This window comes from Kitasatospora sp. NPDC059327 (assembly GCF_042752535.1).
Taxonomy (GTDB): Bacteria; Actinomycetota; Actinomycetes; order Streptomycetales; family Streptomycetaceae; genus Kitasatospora.
Map to the genome: position 1 here is coordinate 218,853 of NZ_JBHYYB010000004.1, position 19,896 is coordinate 238,748.

The 19,896-nt window shown below is 74.2% G+C and carries 18 protein-coding genes, 1 tRNA gene and 1 pseudogene; 10 read left to right on the forward strand and 10 right to left on the reverse strand.

Annotated elements, in window-relative coordinates:
* Positions 1–179: 179 nt before the first annotated feature.
* Positions 180–1,181: a type I glyceraldehyde-3-phosphate dehydrogenase gene (gene gap / locus ACFXHB_RS04600; RefSeq protein ID WP_380572015.1), complete on the forward strand. Its 1,002-nt coding sequence runs from the start codon at positions 180–182 to the stop codon at positions 1,179–1,181.
* 227 nt (positions 1,182–1,408) lie between these two features.
* Positions 1,409–1,831: a carboxymuconolactone decarboxylase family protein gene (locus ACFXHB_RS04605; RefSeq protein WP_380572016.1), complete on the forward strand. Its 423-nt coding sequence runs from the start codon at positions 1,409–1,411 to the stop codon at positions 1,829–1,831.
* 65 nt (positions 1,832–1,896) lie between these two features.
* Here ACFXHB_RS04605 and ACFXHB_RS04610 read toward each other — a convergent pair whose 3' ends face one another.
* From ACFXHB_RS04610 to ACFXHB_RS04640, 7 genes are all read right to left on the reverse strand, one after another.
* Positions 1,897–2,349 carry a MarR family transcriptional regulator gene (locus ACFXHB_RS04610; protein ID WP_380572017.1) on the reverse strand — a complete coding sequence of 151 codons (453 nt, stop codon included), beginning with the start codon at positions 2,347–2,349 and terminating at the stop codon, positions 1,897–1,899.
* Entirely contained in the window at positions 2,346–2,840 is a 495-nt protein-coding gene (locus ACFXHB_RS04615; RefSeq protein WP_380572018.1) for a MarR family winged helix-turn-helix transcriptional regulator, read from the reverse strand. Before ACFXHB_RS04615 ends, ACFXHB_RS04610 begins: the two co-directional genes overlap by 4 nt.
* Before the next feature lie 83 nt (positions 2,841–2,923).
* Positions 2,924–3,490, reverse strand: coding sequence for a TetR/AcrR family transcriptional regulator (locus ACFXHB_RS04620; protein ID WP_380572019.1), 567 nt, complete (start codon positions 3,488–3,490; stop codon positions 2,924–2,926).
* 148 nt (positions 3,491–3,638) lie between these two features.
* Positions 3,639–5,030 (reverse strand): amidase, encoded by a 1,392-nt coding sequence (locus ACFXHB_RS04625; protein WP_380572020.1) that lies wholly within the window; start codon positions 5,028–5,030, stop codon positions 3,639–3,641.
* On the reverse strand, positions 5,017–5,226 hold the full coding sequence (locus ACFXHB_RS04630) for a hypothetical protein (RefSeq protein WP_380572021.1): 210 nt from the start codon (positions 5,224–5,226) through the stop codon (positions 5,017–5,019). Before ACFXHB_RS04630 ends, ACFXHB_RS04625 begins: the two co-directional genes overlap by 14 nt.
* 160 nt (positions 5,227–5,386) lie before the next feature.
* Positions 5,387–7,162 (reverse strand): oleate hydratase, encoded by a 1,776-nt coding sequence (locus ACFXHB_RS04635; protein WP_380572022.1) that lies wholly within the window; start codon positions 7,160–7,162, stop codon positions 5,387–5,389.
* A gap of 253 nt (positions 7,163–7,415) precedes the next feature.
* Complete coding sequence (locus tag ACFXHB_RS04640) at positions 7,416–8,492, reverse strand: serine protein kinase RIO (RefSeq protein ID WP_380572023.1); 1,077 nt, start codon at positions 8,490–8,492, stop codon at positions 7,416–7,418.
* A gap of 417 nt (positions 8,493–8,909) precedes the next feature.
* On the opposite strand from ACFXHB_RS04640, the gene ACFXHB_RS04645 reads away from it, so the two are divergent.
* The 3 genes from ACFXHB_RS04645 (at position 8,910) to ACFXHB_RS04655 (ending at position 11,300) form a co-directional block, all read left to right on the forward strand.
* On the forward strand, positions 8,910–9,719 hold the full coding sequence (locus ACFXHB_RS04645) for an alpha/beta fold hydrolase (protein ID WP_380572024.1): 810 nt from the start codon (positions 8,910–8,912) through the stop codon (positions 9,717–9,719).
* Positions 9,720–9,890: 171 nt separating this feature from the next.
* Positions 9,891–10,340 (forward strand): SRPBCC family protein, encoded by a 450-nt coding sequence (locus ACFXHB_RS04650; protein ID WP_380572025.1) that lies wholly within the window; start codon positions 9,891–9,893, stop codon positions 10,338–10,340.
* Positions 10,341–10,415: 75 nt separating this feature from the next.
* Positions 10,416–11,300 (forward strand): DMT family transporter, encoded by an 885-nt coding sequence (locus ACFXHB_RS04655; protein WP_380572026.1) that lies wholly within the window; start codon positions 10,416–10,418, stop codon positions 11,298–11,300.
* Between the two features lie 58 nt (positions 11,301–11,358).
* Here the strand turns inward: ACFXHB_RS04655 and ACFXHB_RS04660 are convergent, their stop codons facing one another.
* Positions 11,359–11,994: a TetR family transcriptional regulator gene (locus tag ACFXHB_RS04660; RefSeq protein ID WP_380572027.1), complete on the reverse strand. Its 636-nt coding sequence runs from the start codon at positions 11,992–11,994 to the stop codon at positions 11,359–11,361.
* A 98-nt stretch (positions 11,995–12,092) separates the two neighbouring features.
* Here ACFXHB_RS04660 and ACFXHB_RS04665 point away from each other — a divergent pair, with 98 nt between their 5' ends.
* Together ACFXHB_RS04665 and ACFXHB_RS04670 are read left to right on the forward strand one after the other, a co-directional pair.
* Positions 12,093–13,580 carry an FAD-dependent monooxygenase gene (locus tag ACFXHB_RS04665; protein WP_380572028.1) on the forward strand — a complete coding sequence of 496 codons (1,488 nt, stop codon included), beginning with the start codon at positions 12,093–12,095 and terminating at the stop codon, positions 13,578–13,580.
* Positions 13,581–13,785: 205 nt separating this feature from the next.
* Positions 13,786–14,724 carry an MBL fold metallo-hydrolase gene (locus ACFXHB_RS04670; protein ID WP_380572029.1) on the forward strand — a complete coding sequence of 313 codons (939 nt, stop codon included), beginning with the start codon at positions 13,786–13,788 and terminating at the stop codon, positions 14,722–14,724.
* Positions 14,725–14,794: 70 nt separating this feature from the next.
* Here ACFXHB_RS04670 and ACFXHB_RS04675 read toward each other — a convergent pair whose 3' ends face one another.
* The gene (locus ACFXHB_RS04675; RefSeq protein WP_380572031.1) at positions 14,795–16,171 is read right to left on the reverse strand and encodes an MFS transporter; all 1,377 of its coding nucleotides are present in this window, start codon (positions 16,169–16,171) and stop codon (positions 14,795–14,797) included.
* A gap of 445 nt (positions 16,172–16,616) precedes the next feature.
* Between ACFXHB_RS04675 and ACFXHB_RS04680 the strand changes: the two genes are divergently transcribed.
* Positions 16,617–16,690, forward strand: a tRNA-Met gene (locus ACFXHB_RS04680).
* Between the two features lie 173 nt (positions 16,691–16,863).
* On the forward strand, positions 16,864–17,679 hold the full coding sequence (locus tag ACFXHB_RS04685; RefSeq protein ID WP_380572033.1) for a maleylpyruvate isomerase family mycothiol-dependent enzyme: 816 nt from the start codon (positions 16,864–16,866) through the stop codon (positions 17,677–17,679).
* 30 nt (positions 17,680–17,709) lie between these two features.
* Here the strand turns inward: ACFXHB_RS04685 and ACFXHB_RS04690 are convergent, their stop codons facing one another.
* The gene (locus tag ACFXHB_RS04690; RefSeq protein WP_380572035.1) at positions 17,710–18,528 is read right to left on the reverse strand and encodes a class I SAM-dependent methyltransferase; all 819 of its coding nucleotides are present in this window, start codon (positions 18,526–18,528) and stop codon (positions 17,710–17,712) included.
* Between the two features lie 282 nt (positions 18,529–18,810).
* Here ACFXHB_RS04690 and ACFXHB_RS04695 point away from each other — a divergent pair.
* Positions 18,811–19,896: pseudogene (locus tag ACFXHB_RS04695) on the forward strand (hypothetical protein); the annotation flags it as partial.

A 19,896-nucleotide genomic window follows, 5' to 3' on the forward strand; every position in this document is an offset into this window, starting at 1 on the left:
CGGGGACGGTTCGGCGCCGGTCCCATCGCGGCGGCCGCCGGCCGGTCCGGCGGGATCCTTGCGGGCGGTGGCGACAACTGTGGCGGGATACTTGCGCACCCTGTCGATCCGGCCCCTGTCGGCGCGCCGGCCGAACGCCGAGCATGGAGAGCGAAACGAACGGAAGGGATGACCACACCATGACCCGCATCGCCATCAACGGCTTCGGTCGCATCGGACGCAACAGCCTGCGCGCCCTGCTCCAGCGCGGCGGCAGCGACCTCGAAGTGGTCGCCGTCAACGACCTCACCGCACCCGACTCGCTGGCCCACCTGCTCAAGTTCGACAGCTCGCTCGGGCGCCTCAACCGCCCGGTCTCGGTCGACGGCACCGACCTGGTGGTCGACGGCCACCGCATCAAGGTCCTCGCCGAGCGCGACCCGGCCGCCCTGCCGTGGGCCGAGCTCGGTGTCGAGCTGGTGCTGGAGTCCACCGGCCGCTTCACCTCGGCCGAGGCCGCCCGCGCCCACATCGGGGCGGGCGCCCGGCGGGTCCTGGTGAGCGCCCCCTCGGACGGCGCCGACGTCACGCTCGCCTTCGGGGTGAACACCGACGCCTACGACCCGGCCGAGCACGTCATCGTCTCGAACGCCTCGTGCACCACCAACGCACTGGCCCCGCTGGCCTCGGTCCTGGACGAACTGGCCGGTATCGAGCACGGGTTCATGACCACGGTGCACGCCTACACCCAGGAGCAGAACCTCCAGGACGGCCCGCACCGGGACCTGCGACGGGCCCGCGCCGCCGGGGTGAACATCGTGCCCACCACCACCGGCGCCGCCAAGGCCATCGGCCTGGTCCTCCCGAACCTCGACGGCAAGCTGTCCGGCGACTCGATCCGGGTGCCCGTCCCGGTGGGCTCGCTCGTCGAGCTGAACACCACGGTGGCCCGCGAGGTCACCCGGGACGAGATCCTCGCCGCCTACCGCGAGGCCGCCGACGGCCGGCTGAAGGGCGTCCTCGACTACGCCGACGAGCCGCTGGTCTCCGGCGACATCACCGGCGAGCCCGCGTCCGCGATCTTCGACGCCGCGCTGACCCGGGTGGACGGCCGGCACGTCAAGGTGGTCGCCTGGTACGACAACGAGTGGGGCTTCTCCAACCGCGTCATCGACACCCTCGAACTCCTCGCACGGAGCTGACCGCGAACGGGGGGGAGCCGCCGGGAGCAGAGCGGGCCCCGGACGGCCGCGGCGACGACGGGCCGTCGTGCGCCTGCCCCGGGGCCCCCGGGGCAGGCGCGGGTGAGCGGGGACGTACCCCGGTCGGCCCGTGGGGTTGAGTTCGAGTGCGCTCAAGGTTCTACGGTCGTGACAGAACCGCACAGGACGAGCGGGCGCCGACGCGCCGCCGGAAACGGAGCACCCCCATGAGCACTCCCGCGAACACCGCCGAGACCCGCCAGGACCGCTACGACCGCGGTCTGGAGGTGCTGACCCGCATCGACGGCGAGGCCGGGCAGCGGGTGGTCGACTCGCTGGCCGACATCAGCCCCGAACTCGGCCACCAGATCGTCGCCTGGGGCTTCGGCGAGATCTACCGGCGGCCCGGGCTGGCACCGCGCGACCGGCAGTTGGTGACCCTGGGCATGCTCACCGCGCTCGGCGGCTGCGAGGCCCAGCTGGACGTCCACGTCAACGCCGCCCTCAACGTCGGCCTCGGCCCCGAGGAGATCGTCGAGGCCCTGCTGCACTCCGCCGGTTACTGCGGCTTCCCCAAGGCCCTCAACGCCACCTTCGTCGCCAAGAAGGTCTTCGCCGAGCGCGGCCTGCTGCCGGTCGCGACGGACTGAGCCCCCCGCCCGACGGACGGTCCGGCGGACCGGCCGACCGGCCGACCGGCCAGTCAGGCAGCCGGTCAGGCGGCCAGCGCCGCGAGCTCGGCGTCGGCACGCTCGGTGACCAGGGCCAGGACGCGGCCGGCGGCGGCCAGGTCCTCGGCGGGAATCCCGCCCCAGATCCGGGCGGTGACGGGGGCGGTGGCCGCGCCGACGGCGGCGAGCAGCTCGCGCCCCGCGTCGGTGGGGCGCAGGTGCGCGCCGTCCGCCACGAGCAGCTCCTTGGCCAGCAGTGCGTCGAGGGTGGCGCGGACCTCGGCGGGATCGGCCTTGACGGCGCCCTGGACCTGGGCGGCGAGCCGGTCCTCGGTCTGCGGGGCGTCGGCGTTGACGGCGGCGCGCAGGGCGACCTGCTGCTGGAAGGTGATGCCGTGCCCGGCCAGGACGTGCTCCAGGACGCCGCGGGCGGCGTAGTGGGCCAGGCCGAGGACGCGGGCGTCGGCGGCCGGTGCGGTGGCGGCGGTGCTGGTCATGGTGTTCTCCCCGGAGTGCTCTGGTCGTGCGCGACGGTTGGAGCGAGAGGTGCGTCGAGCAGGGCCGTCAGCTCCGCGGTGAACGCCCGCGTGCGGGCGGCGTCGAGGCCCCCGAGCGGCTGCAGCAACTGTTGGAGCAGCTCCTGAACCACGTCGACGGCCTGCCGGGTGACGGCCTGCCCCTGCTCGGTGAGGGCGAGTTGGACGGCGCGCGGGTCACGGGGATCGCGCGTGCGCTCGATCAGGCCGGCCGACTCCAGCGCGCGTGCCAGTTTGGAGACGTACAGCGCCTCCAGACCGGTGTGATCGGCGAGTCGGCGCTGACTGGGCCGCTCCCCGGCGCGCTGCATCCCGTACAGCGACGCGACCAGGGAGTACTGCGCGTGGGTGAGGCCCAGTGGGGCCACGGCGCGATCGACCGCGACACGCCATTTGTTGGCGAGCCGCCACACCAGGAAGCCGGGCGTGGGACCCGGTGAACCCTTGCTCATGAAAATAGAGTACATGGCTACTATGTCCATGGCTACTATTCCGTCGGACGCGGCCCCGCCCCCGGCGAACGACACCCGCCGACCTATCGACCGTTCGCGCCCAGCAGATCGGCGACCAGCCCGCGCGCGTACCCGGCGTCAAGACCGGCCGGACGGAAGAGGATGCGGTACATCAGGGGGGCGACGACCCGGTCCATGGTCGTCTCGACGTCGGGAACGCCCTCCTCGCGGGCGCCCGCCCGGGCCAGCACCACCTCGACCTGTTCGGCCGCGTAGGCCGAGCACCGACCGGCGTTGCCGCCGTCCGGGTCACCGAGCAGGGCGTCGCGAACGTAGGCACGCCCCGACGGGGACGCCATCTCGTCGAGGAACTGCTCGGCCCAGGCGGTCAGGTCAGACCGCAGGTCGCCGTGCTCCTCGGGCTCCGCGTCGGGCCGCAGCCGCTCCACCGCCACGTCCGACAGCAGCTCCTGCAGATCGCCCCAGCGGCGGTAGACCGTGGACGGGGTCACCCCGGCGCGCTGGGCGACCATCGGCACGGTCAGCGCGTCGCGGCCCACCTCCGCCAGGAGTTCACGCACGGCGGTGTGCACCGACTCCTGCACCCGGGCACTGCGCCCGCCGGGGCGGACCATCTGCTTGCGACTCATGACATCACCTTAAAGCACACCCGTTGCGTTTAAGGCGCGCAGTCCGGTACCCCGGACCTCGCCCGCACCCCGCACCCCGCCGCACACCCCCGCACCCCGGGGCCGGCCGGGCGTGCGGGCCGGGTCGCCACCGGCCCGCGCGGCACCCTCAGCCCACCGGCGCGAGCGCCCGCACCGGCCGCGACCGCTCGTAGGCGTGCCCGACCCGCAGCAGGACGCGCTCCCCGAGCGGCCGCCCGAGCAGCTGCATCCCGATCGGCAGGCCCGCCGCGTCGTGGCCGACCGGGACGGACAGCGCGGGCACCCCGGTGATGTTGGCGGGGGCGCAGAGCCGCACCAGAGCGTCGGCGACGCCCTCGGTCGTCCCGTCGGACCAGGTCAGCGTCGCCTGGCCGGCCCCCGTCGCGGTCGTCGGGACCGTCGGGGCGGCGATCACGTCCACCGTCTCCAGCACACGGGCCCACTCCTCCCGCATCAGGGTCCGGGAGCGCTGGGCCCGCAGGTAGTCCCCCGCGCTCATCAGCCCCCCGGCCTCCAGGAGGATCCGGACGTCCGCCTGGTACAGCTCGGGCACCGTCCGCAGGGTGCGCTCGTGGTAGGCGGTGGCCTCCGGCGCCACCAGCCCCCACAGGGTGGCCTGGATGTAGCGGGTCATCGGGATGTCGATCTCGACGAGCTCCGCACCGAGCTCCTCCAACTCCCCGACGGCGCGCCGGACGGCGGTCTCGACCTCCGCGTCCAGCCGGTCGAAGTAGTAGGTGCGCGGGATGCCGACCCGCAACCCCGTCAGGTCCGTCTCCGGACCCGGCCGGTAGTCCACGGCGGGCGCGGCCAGCGAGGCGGGGTCGCGCGGGTCGTGCCCGGCGAGGGCGGTCAGGACCATCGCCGCGTCCTCGACGGTGCGGGCGATCGGGCCGACGTGGTCCAGCGACCAGGACAGCGACGTGACGCCGTGCCGGGGGACGAGACCGTAGGTCGGCTTGAGGCCGACGACCCCGTTGAGCGCGGCCGGCACCCGGATCGACCCACCGGTGTCGGTCCCCAGCGAGAAGGTCGCCGCGCACGCGGCGACCGCGACCGCGGAGCCGCCGCTGGACCCGCCGGCGACCCGGCCGCGGTCCCAGGCGTTGTTGGTCTGCGGGGTGGTCAGGCCGTAGGCGAACTCGTGGGTGTGGGTCTTGCCGACCAGGATCGCGCCGGCCGCAGCCAGCCGCGCCGCGACGGTACTGTCCTCCCGGGCACGGTGCCCGGCGCGCACCCGGGAGCCGGCCGCCGTCGCCGTGCCGGCCACGTCGATCAGGTCCTTGAGCCCCATCGGGATGCCGTGCAGGGCCCCCCGGAAGTGCCCCCGTGCCGCCTCGCGTTCGGCCTCGCGCGCCGCACGGCGGGCCTGCTCCGCGCCGACCGTGGCATAGGCGCCGAGCCGGGGTTCCACCTGCCCGACGCGGTCGAGGACCGAGTCCACCAGCTCCACGGGGGACAGCCGGCGGGCGCGGATCGCGTCGGCGGCGTCGGCGAGGGAGAGCTCATACGGCCGCATCGGACCGCTCCCCTCCCGCCCGGTAGACGACGGCGGGAGGGGTGTCCGCGAAGTCCAGCTCCCGCAGGACCGCGACGACGCAGTGGAGGTGCTCGGCGGTGGCCGCGACCGCGGCGTGCCGGTCGGCGGGCAACGGAAGTCCGGCCCGGGCGGCCCAGCGGGCCGCCTCCTGGGGGGTGAGTTCGGCGGCAGACACGAAGGTCCTCTCCTGATCGGGACGGGGGTCACGAAAGGCCCCACCCAAAAGCTAACAGTTTGCTTTAGCCGAACGTAGGTTCTACGGCCGACTAAAGCAAATCCGTTGCGTTTGCAGCGAGGATTCCCCGCCCGACGCCCGGCCGGCGGGCGACCGGGCGCTACGGCCGCTCCTCCTCCTTGATGAGGTCGAACTCCTGGAGCAGTTCGCCGACTTCGGTGGCCTCCAGGCGGTGGATCAGCCGCTTGCGGACGAACGCCGGGCCCGGGAGATCGAGTTCGGCCCCGTCCCGCAGGACGCTCGCGGCGGCCAGCAACGCCCGGATGTCGTACGTGGAGTTGAAGACCTCCGGGACGCCGCGCTCGACGCCCGTCAGTCGGTAGACCGCCTCCATCCCGGTGCGGACGGAGTACTCGGTGGTGAAGATGCAGTCCCGGCTCGTCTCAGCGAACTGCCCGATGAACGCGAAGTTCACCGCGCCGTCCGGCACCACGGCGGGGCGGTCACCGGCCCGCCGGGGCAGGAAGAAGGAGGTGACGTAGGGCATCATCACCGGCACGCAGCGGGCGGCGTCGGCGGCGAGTTCGGGGATCTCCGCGACCGGCACCCCGAGGTGGTACAGCCACTCCCGGGTGATCTCCTCGCCGGTGCACTCCTGCATCGGCTTGTTGACGAAGTCGCCCGGCCGGTCCACGAACAGCGAGTAGAGCCACACCACGATCTGGTCCGCGGGCTGCTGCTTGAAGTGCGGCTGGCGGTTGACCGTCCAGCTGAGCAGCCAGGCCGAGTCCCGGGCGGTGACGATGCCGCCGGTGACGACCCGGCCGCTGAACGGGTCCCGCTTGGCGATCTTCTGGATGTAGCGGGGGATCCGCCCGTCCAGGGTGGTGACGGTGGCGGACTCCCACTTGCTCTGCGCGATGTTGCCGCAGAACACCTCGGGGCGCCCGAAGGAGGGGTCCTTGGCCGCGATGGCGCGCCACAGGTCCCAGGCCGGCGCGGGCCCCTCGTCCAGCCGGGCCGGGGTGCCGTGGTCGCCGTTGTCGGAGTTCTCGGTGAGCGAGCCGATGGTGGTGAACACCAGGTCGTCCTCGCCCAGATCGACGCCGCCCCGGCGGCCGTCCTCGGTCCAGTGCAGGCGGGTCGCCCGCTTGCGCCCCGGGGTGAGGTCGAAGTCCAGGTCGGTCACCTCGACGCCGAAGCGGAACGTCACCCCCTGGTCCAGCAGCCAGCGCGTCAGCGGCAGCACCATCGACTCGTACTGGTTGTACTTGGTGAACTTCAGCGCCGACAGGTCCGGCAGGCCCCCGACGTGGTGGACGAAGCGGTGCAGGTACAGCTTCATCTCCAGCGCGCCGTGCCACTCCTCGAACGCGAACATGGTGCGCCAGTACAGCCAGAAGTTGCTGTCCAGGAAGTCCCGGCCGAACACCTCGTCGATGCGCCGGCCCTCCAGTTCCTCACGGGTGGCGAGGAAGATCCTGACGAGGTCCTTCTGAGCACGGTCGTTCAGACCGAACAGCCCGTCCGTACCGGCGTCCTCGCCCTGGCGTTCGGTGACGCGCTGCAACGAACGGTTCGGGTCGTCCTTGTTCAGCCAGAAGAACTCGTCCAGCACCGACGCCCCGGCGATCTCCAGCGACGGCACGGAGCGGAAGAGGTCCCACAGGCACTCCATGTGGTCCTCCAGCTCCCGCCCGCCCCGGATCACGAAGCCCTTCTTCGGCTCCTTGATCCCGTCCAGGGCGCCGCCGGGCAGTCTGAGCCGCTCCAGGACCGTGATCCGCTCACCGGGCACCTGCGCGTCCCGCACCAGGAACGCCGCCCCGGCCAGCGAGGCCAGCCCCGCCCCGACGAACCAGGCACTGACCCGCTCGGACCGCTCCGGCCGCCGCGGACGGGCGAACGCCTCGTAGTTGCCGCTGCTGTAGTACACGCTCGACTCCTCGGTGGTCTGCTCGGTCGGCGATCGTCGGCGATCCGACCCCGGCCGCGCGACCGACCACCACGCCGCGGGGGCATGCACCTCGCCATTCACCGTCACCGCGGGAGCGCCCGCACGCCCGGTGGGCCGTCCGTGTGAAGCGGGCGCCCACCACCCCCGCCGTCACGGGCGGGGGCGGGCGGGGCCGGGGACCCGGCCGACCGGGGTGGGCCCGGGGCAGCCGGCCGACCGGCTCCGGCTCCGCTCACCCCAGGCGCGCGTCGAACTCCAGGGCCTCGACGAGTTCGCCGACCCGCCGCTCCGGCAGGCCCCGGGACACGAACCAGGCACCGACGTTGCGCACGTCGCGCTCCAGGAACGCGCGTCCGCGCGGATTGGCGACCACGTCCACGATCTGCGGCACATCGATGATCACCAACCGGCCGCCGTGGACCAGGATGTTGTACGCCGACAGGTCCCCGTGCGCGTAGCCGTCGGCCGCCAGCAGCGACAGGCTGCGGCCCAGCTGCGCCCACAGGTCCTCGACGTCCGCCTCCTCCGCCCGCAACTGCGCGAGGCGCGGCGCGGCGGTGCCGTTCTCGTCGCCGACGAACTCCATCAGGATCTCCGTACCGGTGATCTGCACCGGGTACGGGACGGCCACGCCGGCCGACCAGAGCCGGCACAGGGCGGTGAACTCGGCACCGGCCCACTGCCCGGCGATGGCCTCCTTGCCGAACGCGGTGCGCTTGGCCATCGCCCGGGCGATCCGGGACTCCTTGTGCCGGCGCCCCTCCAGGTAGCCGGAGTCCCGGTGGAACATCCGGTGCTGGGCGTCGCGGTAGCGCTTGGCCGCCATCAGCGTGCGCCGGTCGGTACCCGGCACACCGCGTTCGAGGAGGAAGACATCGGCCTCCTTGCCGGTCTTCACCAGCCCGAGTTCGGTGTCGACCGCCGCGAGCTCCGTCACCACCCAGGCAGGGCGCGGCTCGGGCCCCTTCTCGGTGGGCGTGGACTGGTCCCAGGTCGACCAGCGGTCGCCCCCGGCCGGGCCGTCGCCGGCCGGGGCCGCGTGGGCCGCCTCGTCGTCCTTGCCGTAGTCGTCGTACTCGTCGTACTCGTCGTAGCCGACGTAGTCGTCGTACTCGTCGTGGCCGAGGTGCTCGGCATGGGTGTCGTAGGTGTCGTGCTCGCCCGGGCCGGAGAACCCGGGCCCGAAGGCCTCCTGGAACGCGGCCTCGGGCTCGTGGTCGTCGAACCGCTCGGACCGGCGGCCGCGGCGGGGTGCGCCCTTGGCGCGCATACGGGAGAAGGAATCGGTGTCGGAAAAGCGCTCGCGCACTGTGGTGGCTCCTGAGGAACGACCCACCGGTGCGCCAGTCGTGAGGCGTCGTCAGCCGATGGGCGAAAGACGAGGGGAAGAGGCGTATGGCGCGCACACGAGGGCGCGCCGCGACACGGCGGCAACCATCGGGACACACCTCCTCTGCTTCTCCACGTCAGTCCTCACACCACGGCACACGAGTGCGGCGGTGGAGCCACGGCGACACCGCGGCGAGAACGATCGACAGCCTAGCGTCCCCCACGACCGGCGCAACCGAATTACCCGGCCCGCCCTCGCACCCGCTTCGCCGACCGGGACACCCCGTACCCGCCACCGCCCCGCCGTCCGACATGCCACGCTCGGCCCAAGGTCGCCGAGCGGCGGGGGCCGGCGCGGAAGAATACCGGCCATCGCTACCAGCCGGGAGGTCAAACCGTGGGCGGCACAGCGCAGTTCGACGACTGGGAGGTCCGGGAGTCCGGACCGGCCGACGCCCCGCACCGGGTGCTGCTGCTGCCCGGCGGGATGTGCGGCACGGCCTTCTACGACGACATGACGGCCGCCCCTCCCCTCGCCGACGCGCCGATCCGGCTGGTGGCGGCGACCGTCCCGGGCCACGCGGGGACGGTCGCGCCCGAGGACGTGTCGATGGAGAACTACGCGGCGCTCGCCGGCGCCTTCGCGGTCGAGCACGGCTGCACGGTCGTGGTCGGCCACAGCGTCGGCGCGAACGTCGCGCTGGAGATGGCGGGCGGCGGGCACTTCGCCGGGCCGGTGGTCCTGCTCTCCCCCACGTTCTCGCGACCGGACGAGTCCACCGCACTGGCGGTCGCCACCGCGCTCGCACGGATCCCCGGGCTCGGCGCGCTGACCTGGCCGGCGATGCTCTGGCTGACGCCCAAGGTGCTGGCCGACAGCATGCCGGAACGGCGCAGGGAGGCCCTGGTCGCCGATCTGAGGAAGAACTCCGCGTCGTTCTGCCGCCGGGCCATGGCCGAGTACTTCGCCTATCTGGACCGGCACGGCAACCTGGTGCCCCGGCTGTGCGGGTCCGGGTCCCGGGCCTGGGTGGTGCGCGGCGACCGGGACGAGATCGGGCTCACCGACGCCGAACACGCCGCGCTCGTGGCGTGCCCCTCCGTCACCCTGGAGGTGATCCCCGACAGCGGGCACCTGGTGATGGTGGAACAGCCCGAGGCGGTGGCCCGTCTGGTCGCCGAGGTCGTCCTCGGCCCGCACCACTGACCGCCCCGGCCGGGTGGGCCCGCCCCGGGCCGCCGGGCCGGACCACCGGGCCCGGCCTGGGTTGCCGTCGCCCAGCGGAGGACGGACATTCGTGGTGGTGCCGTCGGCGGCCCCCGCCCGGGAGACCGGCGGTCGGCAGCGAGCCCGAGCGACATGGAGGTGGGTGCGGCGATGAGCAGGGTGGAGGAGTCGATCGACGTGGACGTGCCGGTCGGCGTCGTCTACGACCAGTGGACGAGCTTCGAGCGCTTCCCGGAGTTCATGGAGGGCGTGGAGGAGGTCAGACAGCTGGACGACGTGCGCGCCCACTGGCGGACGAAGATCGCCGGGTTGTCCCGGGAGTTCGAGACCGAGATCGTCGAGCGGGTCCCCGACGAGCGGGTGTCCTGGCGCACCAGCGGCGACAACGTGAAGCACACCGGGACGGTCTCGCTGCAGGCGATCGACGGAACGCACACGCGGGTCCGGATGACCATGGACTTCCAGCCCACCGGGTTCGCCGAGAAGGCCGCCGACAAGCTGGGCGTGCTGGACCGCATGGTCAGCGGTGACCTGCGTCGTTTCAAGCAGTTCGTCGAGACGCGCGGCGCCGGGCCGACCGTCCGGGGCGACGGCGCCTGACCGGGGTCGCGCCGCCCGCCCGGCCCGCCCGGTATTTCGGTGGGGGCCGAACCGTGGAGCCCGTAGCTTCTGCGCATGGACCTTTCAGCGACGGGCGTGGCCCCGAGGGACGGCAAGGCACTGGCGGCGGCTTCGACGGCGGTGGTGCTGTGGGCGTCCGCCTTCGTGGCGATCCGGAGCGCGGGCGACCACTTCGGGCCGGGGTCGCTCGCGCTCGGGCGGCTGCTGGTGGCGGCGGTGGCGCTGGTCGGACTGCTGCTGTACCGCCGGGAGGGCCTGCCGCCGCGATCCGCCTGGCCGGGGATCGTCACCTCGGGCGTGCTCTGGTTCGGCCTGTACATGGTCGCGTTGAACTGGGGCGAGACCCAGGTGGACGCGGGCACGGCGGCGATGCTGGTCGGCATCGGCCCGGTGCTGATCGCCCTGCTGGGCGGCCGGCTGCTGCGTGAGGGGCTCCCGCCCAAGCTGGTGGCCGGCATGGCGGTCTCGCTCGCCGGGGTGGTCGTGGTGGGTCTGTCCACGTCGGACGGGGACGGCGGTTCGGCGCTCGGGATCGCGCTCTGCGTGCTCGCGGCGGTGGCCTACGCGGCGGGAGTGGTGAGCCAGAAGCCCGCCCTGCGGCACGGCACCGCGCTCCAGGTGACGACGTTCGGCTGTCTGATCGGTGCGGCGGCCTGCCTGCCGTTCGCGCCGCGGCTGGTGTCGGACCTGGCGGCGGCGCCGCCGTCCGCGACGCTCGACGTGGTTTACCTGGGCCTGTTCCCGACCGCGCTGGCGTTCACCACCTGGGCCTACGCGCTCTCCCGGACGACCGCGGCGCGCATGGGCGCGACGACCTACTCGGTGCCGACCCTGGTCGTCCTGATGGCGTGGGCGCTGCTCGGCGAGGCACCCGCGCCGCTCACCCTGGTGGGTGGCGTGCTCTGCCTGGCCGGCGTCGCCGTGTCCCGCCGCGGCTGAGCGGGGCCGCGCCGCGGCGCCCTTCCCGACCGGCGGCCGCACGCCCGCGCGGCCCCGCTCAGAACCCGTGCGCGGCGGCGCCGCCGCGCAGCAGGGCGAAGGCCTCGGCCGTCTCGGCGTCGGCCGTCCGGGCGACCTCGCCGAAGTCCAGCCCTGCGGCGAGCCGGCTCCAGGTGGCGTGGGCCAGCACCTGGCGCACCGCCGTGTACTGGGCGGCGACCAGCCGGGCGGCCACCGCCCCGTCCGGGTCCAGCGCCTCGGCGAGGGCGCGGGTGTCGGCCTCCAGGTAGTCGAAGAGGTGGGCGGAGAGGCTGGGGGTCTCGTAGACCAGCCGGAGGAAGGCCAGCACCTCGGGGTCGTCGGTCAGTCCGGTCTGGGGATCGCGGGCCGCCAGACCGGCCTGGTGGTGGCGCTCCAGGGCGTCCAGCGCGGTGAGCCCGGCCGCGCGGTCGCGCACGACCCGCCCGGCCTCGCCGAGGTGGTCGGCGAAGCGGTGCAGGACCAGCTCCTCCTTGCTGCCGAAGTAGCGGAAGAGGGTGGGCTTGGACACCTCGGCGGCAGCCGCGATCTCGGCCACCGACACCTGCTCGAACCCCCGGTCGAGGAACAGGGCGATGGCCGCTTCGGCGAGGGCCTGCCGGGTGCGCTGCTTCTTGAGGGTCCGCAGACCCGTGTCCGGTTCGCTCGGGCTCATGCCCCGATCATAACCCGGATAAATTTGTTACCGGGTTGCATTTCTTACCCGGTTGCCGTTTCATGGAGTGCACCGACAACCGGAAGGGCGGACACACCATGACGACCGTAGTGATCGTGGGGGCGGGACCGACCGGACTGACGCTGGCGTGCGGGCTGGCACGACAGGGCGTCGCGGTCCGGATCATCGAGAAGGCGGACGCCTTCCCCACCGGCTCACGCGGAAAGACGCTCAACCCGCGCAGCCTGGAGGTCCTCGCCGACCTGGGCATCGGCGAGCAGCTGGCGGCCGCGGGCCGCACCCACCTGCCGTTCCGCAAGTACTTCGCCGGCGCGTTCGTCAACGAGACCGAGCCGTTCGCCGACGCCCGCCCCAGCGCCGGCGTCCCGTACCCGGCGGGCCTGTGGCTGCCGCAGACCCGGGTGGAGCGCCTGCTGCGCGAGCGGCTCGCCGGGTACGGGGTGACGGTCGAACTCGCCACCGAGCTGGTGGACTTCACGCAGGACGGCGACGGGGTCGAGGTACGGCTCGCGGACGGCGGGCGGATCGCCGCCGGGTACCTGGTCGCCTGCGACGGCGGCCGCTCCACGGTGCGCAAGCTGCTGGGCATCCCGTTCGTCGGGGACGGCGACCCGGAGCCGATGATGGTCTGCGGCGACGTGGAGGTCGAGGGGCTGGACCGGGGCGCCTGGCACCAGTGGTTCGGGCCGGAGGGCGTGTTCATGCTCTGCCCGTTCGAGGGCACCCGCCGCTGGCAGCTGCAGGCCACCCCGGAGACGGACACCGACGGCCGGACGGTGCCCCCGTCGCTGGAGAGCTTCCGACGGCTGGCCGCCCTGCACACCGGCCGGTCGGACCTCCGGCTGACCGCCGCCACCTGGCTCTCCACCTGGCGGGTCAACGTCCGGGTGGCCGAGCGCTACCGCTCGGGCCGGGCCCTCCTCGCCGGCGACTGCGCGCACGTGCACCCGACCGCCGGCGGGCTCGGCATGAACACCGGCATCCAGGACGCCTGGAACCTCGCCTGGAAGCTCGGGTACGTGGCGCGCGGTCTCGCCGCACCGGCCCTGCTGGACACCTACCAGGAGGAACGGCGACCGATCGCCGCGTGGACCCTCGACGTCAGCACGGCTGGCATGGCCGCCGTCGGCGAGGGCCTCAGCACCCCCGGCATCGGCGTCGAAGCCGGCCGGGTGGGCGACCTCACCGGCCTCGCGCTCGGCTACCCGTGGAGCCGGCTCGCCGCCGCGGACCTCGGCGGCCCGGTTCGGGCCGGCGACCGGGCACCGGACGCCGTCCACCCCGGCCCCGACGGCACGCCCGGGCGGCTCTTCGACCACTTCGCCGGCGACCACTTCACCCTGCTCGGCCTGGGCCCGGGCGCCCGCCCCGCGCTCACCGCGCGGGCCGTGCCCGACCACGACGTCCGGGCGGTGGCGCTCGACGACCCCGACGGCTCCGTCCGCCGGTCCTACGGGATCACCGGCGACGCCCTCGTTCTCGTCCGACCGGACCATCACGTCGCCCTCGCCGTCCCGGCGACGGGCCGCGCGGACGTGCTCGACTACCTCGCCGCGCTGCGGTAGCCGGGGCGGACGGGTCGTCACCTACGGCGCCCCATCGACCGGTCGGCGGCGGCCAGACCTAAACGCTACGCCTTTGCTTTAGGGGTGACCCCTGCCCTAGGATCGACTAACGCAAAGACAGAGCTTTAGCAGCAGAGCGCGCGCTCCCGGACCGTCCGGCCGCCGCCGACCGGCACGACACCCCGCACGAAGGGCACACCGGACCATGCGCACCACGCCCACCGACCCCCACGACACCTCACCCACCGGCGCCCCCGGCTGGACCGTCGGCGACCTCACCGTCCACCGGATCGACGAGACCGCGCTGCCACCCGAGACCGGCCCCTGGCTCCTCCCGGACGCCACCCCCGACGTGGTCCGCGGGCAGCCCTGGCTGTCCCCCGACTTCGCCGACCCCACCGGCCGCCCGCTGCTCGACAGCCACACCTTCGCGTTCACCGTCGACGGCCTGAAGGTCCTCGTGGACACCGGCATCGGCAACGGCAAGACCCGGGCCAACCCGGCCTGGCACGACCTCGACACCGACTACCTCGACCGCCTGACCGCCGCCGGGTACCCGCCCGGCGCCGTCGACCTCGTCATCCTCACCCACCTGCACACCGACCACGTCGGCTGGAACACCCGCACCGACGGCGACGGCACCTGGCACCCCACCTTCCCCCGCGCCCGCTACCTCGCCTCACGCACCGAACACGCGTACTGGGCCGCCCAGGAGATGGACGAGCCGCGCCGCCGGATGTTCCGCGACTCCGTCCACCCGGTGGAGGAGGCCGGGCTGCTCGACCTGGTCGACCTCGACCCGGACGGCACCGAGGTCGCTCCCGGCCTGCGACTGCTGCCGACCCCCGGCCACACCCCGGGCCACCTGGCCGTCCAGCTGTCCAGTGGCGGCGAGACGGCCGTCGTGACCGGTGACTGCGTCCACCACCCGGTCCAGTTCGCCCACCCCGCCATCGGCAGCTGCGTGGACATCGACCCCACCCGGTCGCGGGCGACCCGCCGGACCCTGCTGCGCTCGCTCGCCGACACCGGCGCCCTGGTCCTCGGCACCCACTTCCCCCCGCCCACCGCCGGACGGGTCGTCGCCCACGGCGACGGCTACCGGCTGGCCCCCGTCCCCGGCGCCCACCGGCCGGCCCGCTGAGCACCGGGGCTCGCGGGCCGACCGGCGGGCACGGCGGGGCCGCGGCCCCCCGGAACGGAAGCGCCGGACCTCAGCCCACCGGCTCGGGCGTGCGCCGGGCCGGCGCGCCCGCCGCGGTCCCGGCGCCCCGCGCCGCGCCCAGGGCGGTACCGCGCGTCTCCTCGGCCCACAGGACACACACCAGCAGACCGACCGCCGTGGTGGCGGCCGCGATCAGCATGGTCGGCCCGGTGCCCAGCCCGCTGAGCGACAGCGGCAGCAGGTACGTGCCCACGGCCGCGCCGATCCGGCTCACCGAGGTCGCGACACCGACCGCCGTGGCCCGGATCTCGGTCGGGAAGAGCTCGTTCGGGTAGGTCCAGTCGAGCACGTTGGGCCCACCGCACAGGAACGCGTAGGCGCAGAGCGCGATGACGGCGACGGCGGCGGGAGCGGCGGGCCAGACGCCGAGCAGGGCGAGCGGAACGATCATCAGGGCGAAGGACCAGATGATCACCGGACGACGGCCCCAGGTGTCGATCAGCCGCAGGGCCGGGAAGCAGCCCAGCAGGAAGACCAGGCTCACCAGACCGGTGCCCAGCGTCTCCAGCACGGTGCCGCCCGGCATCCCGAAGGAGGCGAGGATCTGCGGCCCGAAGGTCAGCATCGCGAACAGCGGGCCGACCTGGCAGAGGAAGAACAGGCCGCAGAACAGCGTGCGACGGCGGTAGGGCTGGGTCATCAGCAGCCGCAGGCCGCCGGGACGGCCGGCCTCGGCGGGGTCCGGCATCAGCTCCCGGCCGTCCACCCGGACCCCGAGGTGCTTCTCGACCACGCGCACCGCGTCACCGACCCGCCCGTGGGCGGCGAGCCAGCGCGGGGACTCGGGCGAGCCGCGCCGGATCACCAGGAACACCACGCACAGGACGGCGGAGCTGGCCAGCATCCAGCGCCAGCTGCCCGGCCCGCCGATCGTCAGGAACAGATAGCCCGTCACATAGGCCAGGACGGAACCGGCGTACCAGGCGACGATCTGCTGCCCGAGCAGCCGGCCGCGGTCGCGGGCGGGCAGCCACTCGGCGAGCAGCGAGGTCGCGATCGGATAGTCGGCCGCCACCGCCAGACCGAGCACGAAGCGCAGCACGGCGATCGCCCACACCGTGTCGACCCAGAAGGAGAGCACCGAGCAGGCCACCATCACCAACAGGTCGGCGGTGTACATCACCTCCCGGCCGATCTTGTCGGTCAGCACGCCGAAGAGCGCGCCCCCGACGAACATGCCGACCAGGGCCGCGGCGCCGATCAGGCTCACCTCGGCGGTGGAGAGGCCGAGTTCGGGACGCATCCCGATCAGGGCCACGCCGACGATGCTCAGGATGTAGCCGTCCAGCAGGGGCCCACCGGAGCAGGCCAGGGCCAGTCTCCGGTGGAAGGCGGTATACGGGGCGTTGTCGATGGTTCGGGACATGGAATTCGGGTCCTCCGGGGCGTACGGCGGTGCTCCCGCACTCCGTACGCCTGGTAGACGGCAGAAGTCGGGGCCACCCGGGCGGGCGGCCCCGTCACCCGGGCTCACCGGGCGACCGTCCACGGTTGCCCGCTCCGGGCCGGTCCCGACGAGGACGAAGGTCGGCCGGACCGAGGACCTTGGTCCCGAACCGGACGGGCCCTGCGGCCCGTGCTTTCGGGGCCCCGGCCTGCCGGGCCCGGGCAGGGCCGCCCCGCACGCGGCGACCGCGGGGACGGGGTGACGCTCGCCACCCCGACTCGGCAGTACATCCCTTATGTCGGATATGTCCTACCTGTGCACCCGAGATCGGCCTGCCGGATCCACGCCGACCACCCGGACCACCGGCCCGCCCGGGAAACCGGTCGGCCCGCCGCCGTTCGTGCCGTAGAGTGGTGTTCACCGACGCGGGGTGGAGCAGCTCGGTAGCTCGCTGGGCTCATAACCCAGAGGTCGCAGGTTCAAATCCTGTCCCCGCTACTGCCACGGCCCCGGCGCTCCAAGCACCGGGGCCGTCGTCGTGTCGCCGGCGCGCGGGCCCGTCCCCGCGCTCCCGCGCGCGGCCACGGGCGGCGCCACCGGTCGTACTCGCCGGTAATCTCCTCCGTCGAAGCCCTGGACAGCCGGGCTCGGCCGGTCCACGATTCACCACCATGACCCCTGCCCAGGCCCCCCGGGACCCCGTGCCCGCCGCTCTCCTCGACGCCGTCCTCGGCGTGGCGGAGGACATCGCGGTGCTGCTCCGCGACCGCCCCGACAGCGGCCGGCCGATCCCCGGCGCCGAGTGGACGGTGGGTGAGGCGGCGGCCCACCTCGCGCTGGCCAACGACCTGATGGCCGCGCTGGCCGGCGGTGAGCGGCGCGGCTACGGGGACGGGACTCCGGACAGCCTGGCCGCGGCCAACGCGGCCTCGCTGGCCGCCTTCCCCGAACGGGACGCGGCGGTCCTCGCCGAGGAGATCGTCCGGCACGCCCGCGCCTTCTCCGAGGCCTGTGCCGGACGGCCGGCGTCGGCCCCGGTGCTGACCCCGCTCGGGCCGATGGACCTCGCCACGCTGGCCTCGTACCTGCTCACCCACATGCTCGGCCACGGCTACGACCTGGCCCTGGCGCTGCGGCGGCCGCACATGGTCGACCGTCACCGGGTGGCCCTGACCGTGCCGTTCCTGATGACCGCCATGCCCAGGGTGGTCGACGGCGGGTCCGCCGCCGGTCACTCCGCCAGCTACGACCTGCGGGTGCGCGGCGGTGCCCGCTTCACCGTGACCTTCCGCGACGGCGTCGCCACCGTCTCCCCCGAACCGGTACCGCGGCCCGACTGCACGATCCTCACCGAGCCGGTGACCTTCCTGCTGCTCGCCCTCGGCCGGTGCAACCCGTTCGCCGTGCTGGCCCGCGGCAAGGTGCTCGCCTGGGGCCGCAGGCCCTGGCTGGCCCTCGGGTTCCCGCTGCTGTTCAACGCGCCCTGAGCCGTCCGGCGGGCACCGGCGCCGGGTCCCTCAGGGCAGCCGTCCCCAGGCGGTGACCAGGCCGGGCGAGAGGTCGGCGACGGTACCCGAGAGCAGGGCCGCCCGGGCCTCGTCGAGGACTCCCGCGTCGACGAGGCCGGTGGCGAGCATGGCCTCGCGGGTGCGGTCCCAGGTGTCCAGCCAGAACGCGGTGATCGGGGCGTCCGGCACCAGGGCCGGGACGAAGACCTCCGCGCCGACCCCGGTCAGCCCGAGCTCGCGCAGCAGCCGCGGGTAGTCGGGCGTCCAGCTGATGTCGGTGCCGATGGTCGCCCCCAGGGCGCGCCACATCGCCCGCATCGCGCGCCGGTACGGGGTGTCGGGCGGGCCGGCCGTGGTGAGGTCGACCGGGTCCCCCAGGACCAGGCACCCGCCCGGGGCCAGGAGGTCCCGCAACCCGGCCATCACCCGGTGCCGGTCCGGCAGGTGCATCAGCACGAAGCGCGCGTGCACCAGGTCGAAGCGGCCGGGGTCGAAGTCCGGCGCGGTGATGTCGGCCGTGAGCGTGCGCAGCGCGCCACCCGCGTACGGGTCGACGAAGCGGGTGTCCCGGTCGACGGCGAGGACCTCGCCGGCCCCGCCGGCCGTCGCCAGCCAGCGCGCGACGGTGCCGGTGCCGGCCCCCACGTCGCAGCAGCGGACCTCCGGGCCGACCCCGAGGGCGCGCAGTCGGGCCCGGGTGACGTGGTCGTAGGCGAGCGAGCCGAGGTCGATGCGCTCGCCCTCGCCGGGCTGCCACGGCTCGAAGAGGGACTCCCCGTAACCGCCGCCGGCTCCGGCCGGGCCCGGGGCCACCGGGTCGATGGTCATCGGTCGTCCTCCCGTCACGCCGTCCGGGCGCCCCCGTCCGCCCGCGGCCGGCAGGCTCACCGCGGCCGGCACGCGACCCGCGCCGCGGGCCCCGACCAGCCTATCGAGGGCCGGGCGCCCCGTCGCCCCGGCCGGCCGGCAGCCCCTCGCCGCGGTCCGGCGCCCGTCGCACGCGGGCCGACGGGCTCGCCCGGCCCCGGTCGCCGAATCCCGATACGCTGAGCGAGGAGGCTCCGGGCCCGAGGTGGGGGTGAGGTCGGCCACACCGTGCGGAGGTGCGAGGTGCCGGGAGAATCAGAGCCGCGACGGCGGCGCCACGTGCTGCCCGCGGTCGTGACGGTGCTGCGGCGCTTCCCCTTCACCGTCGCCACCGCCGCGGTACTCCTGCTGCTGGGGCTGGGCGTCGGCGGGTTGTGGGACGCGGTGTCCGACCGGTCCTGGTACCCGGACGTCGCGTACGGCCTGCCCTCGTTCGAGCACGGGCGCTGGTGGACCCTGGCCACCGGGCCGCTGTTCTGCGCGACGCCGATCGACTACCTCCCGGTGCTCGTCGGCGTCGTCCTGCTCTGCGGTCTCGCGGAGGCCCGGATCGGGACCCGCCGGACCGCCGCGGTGACGGTCGCCGGCCAGCTCGGCGCCGTGCTGCTGGCGGCCCTGCTGCTGTTCGCCCTGCGGCACACCGCGTGGAGCTGGGCGAAGGACCTGGCCGGTGACATCGACGTCGGCATCTCGGCGGGTGTGCTGTGCGCGGGCGCGGTGGCCTCGGCGGCGCTGGCCTCACCGTGGCGGCAGCGGCTGCGGCTGGGCCTGGCCGCCTACGCGGGCGTGTCCCTGCTCTACGTCGGAGGGCTGGACGATCTGGAGCACGCGCTGGCGGTCGCCGGCGGGCTGGCGGCGACCCACTGGCTGCGGGTGCCGGGAGCGGCCCGGACCTCCGGCCGGCTCAGCCGCCGGGAGTGGCGGCTGCTGGCGGTGGCCGGCCTGGTCCTGATCGCGGCGATCCTGCTGGTCGTCTGGCTGGTGCCGGGCCGCGGCCCGGTCGGGGAGACCAGGGGGCTGGGCGAACCGGGGTGGCAGGTCCTGCTGTCGCTGGCGCTCATCGCCCTGCTGGTCAACGGGCTGCGCCGGGGCCGGCGCACCGCCTGGCGCTGGACGGTGCTGCTCTGCGCGCTGAACGCGCTGCTGGGCCTGTTCGTGGCGGTCGCGTACGTGATCGGCAAGGCCCTCGACCAGCAGGTCACCGTCACGGGCGCGGCGGTGTTCGTCCCCACCTCCGTGGTCTGGACCGCCGAGCTGGTGGTGCTGATCGCCGGCCGGGACGCGTTCCGGGCGCGGCGGCCGCGCGGCCGGGCCCCCGTGCCGGGCGCC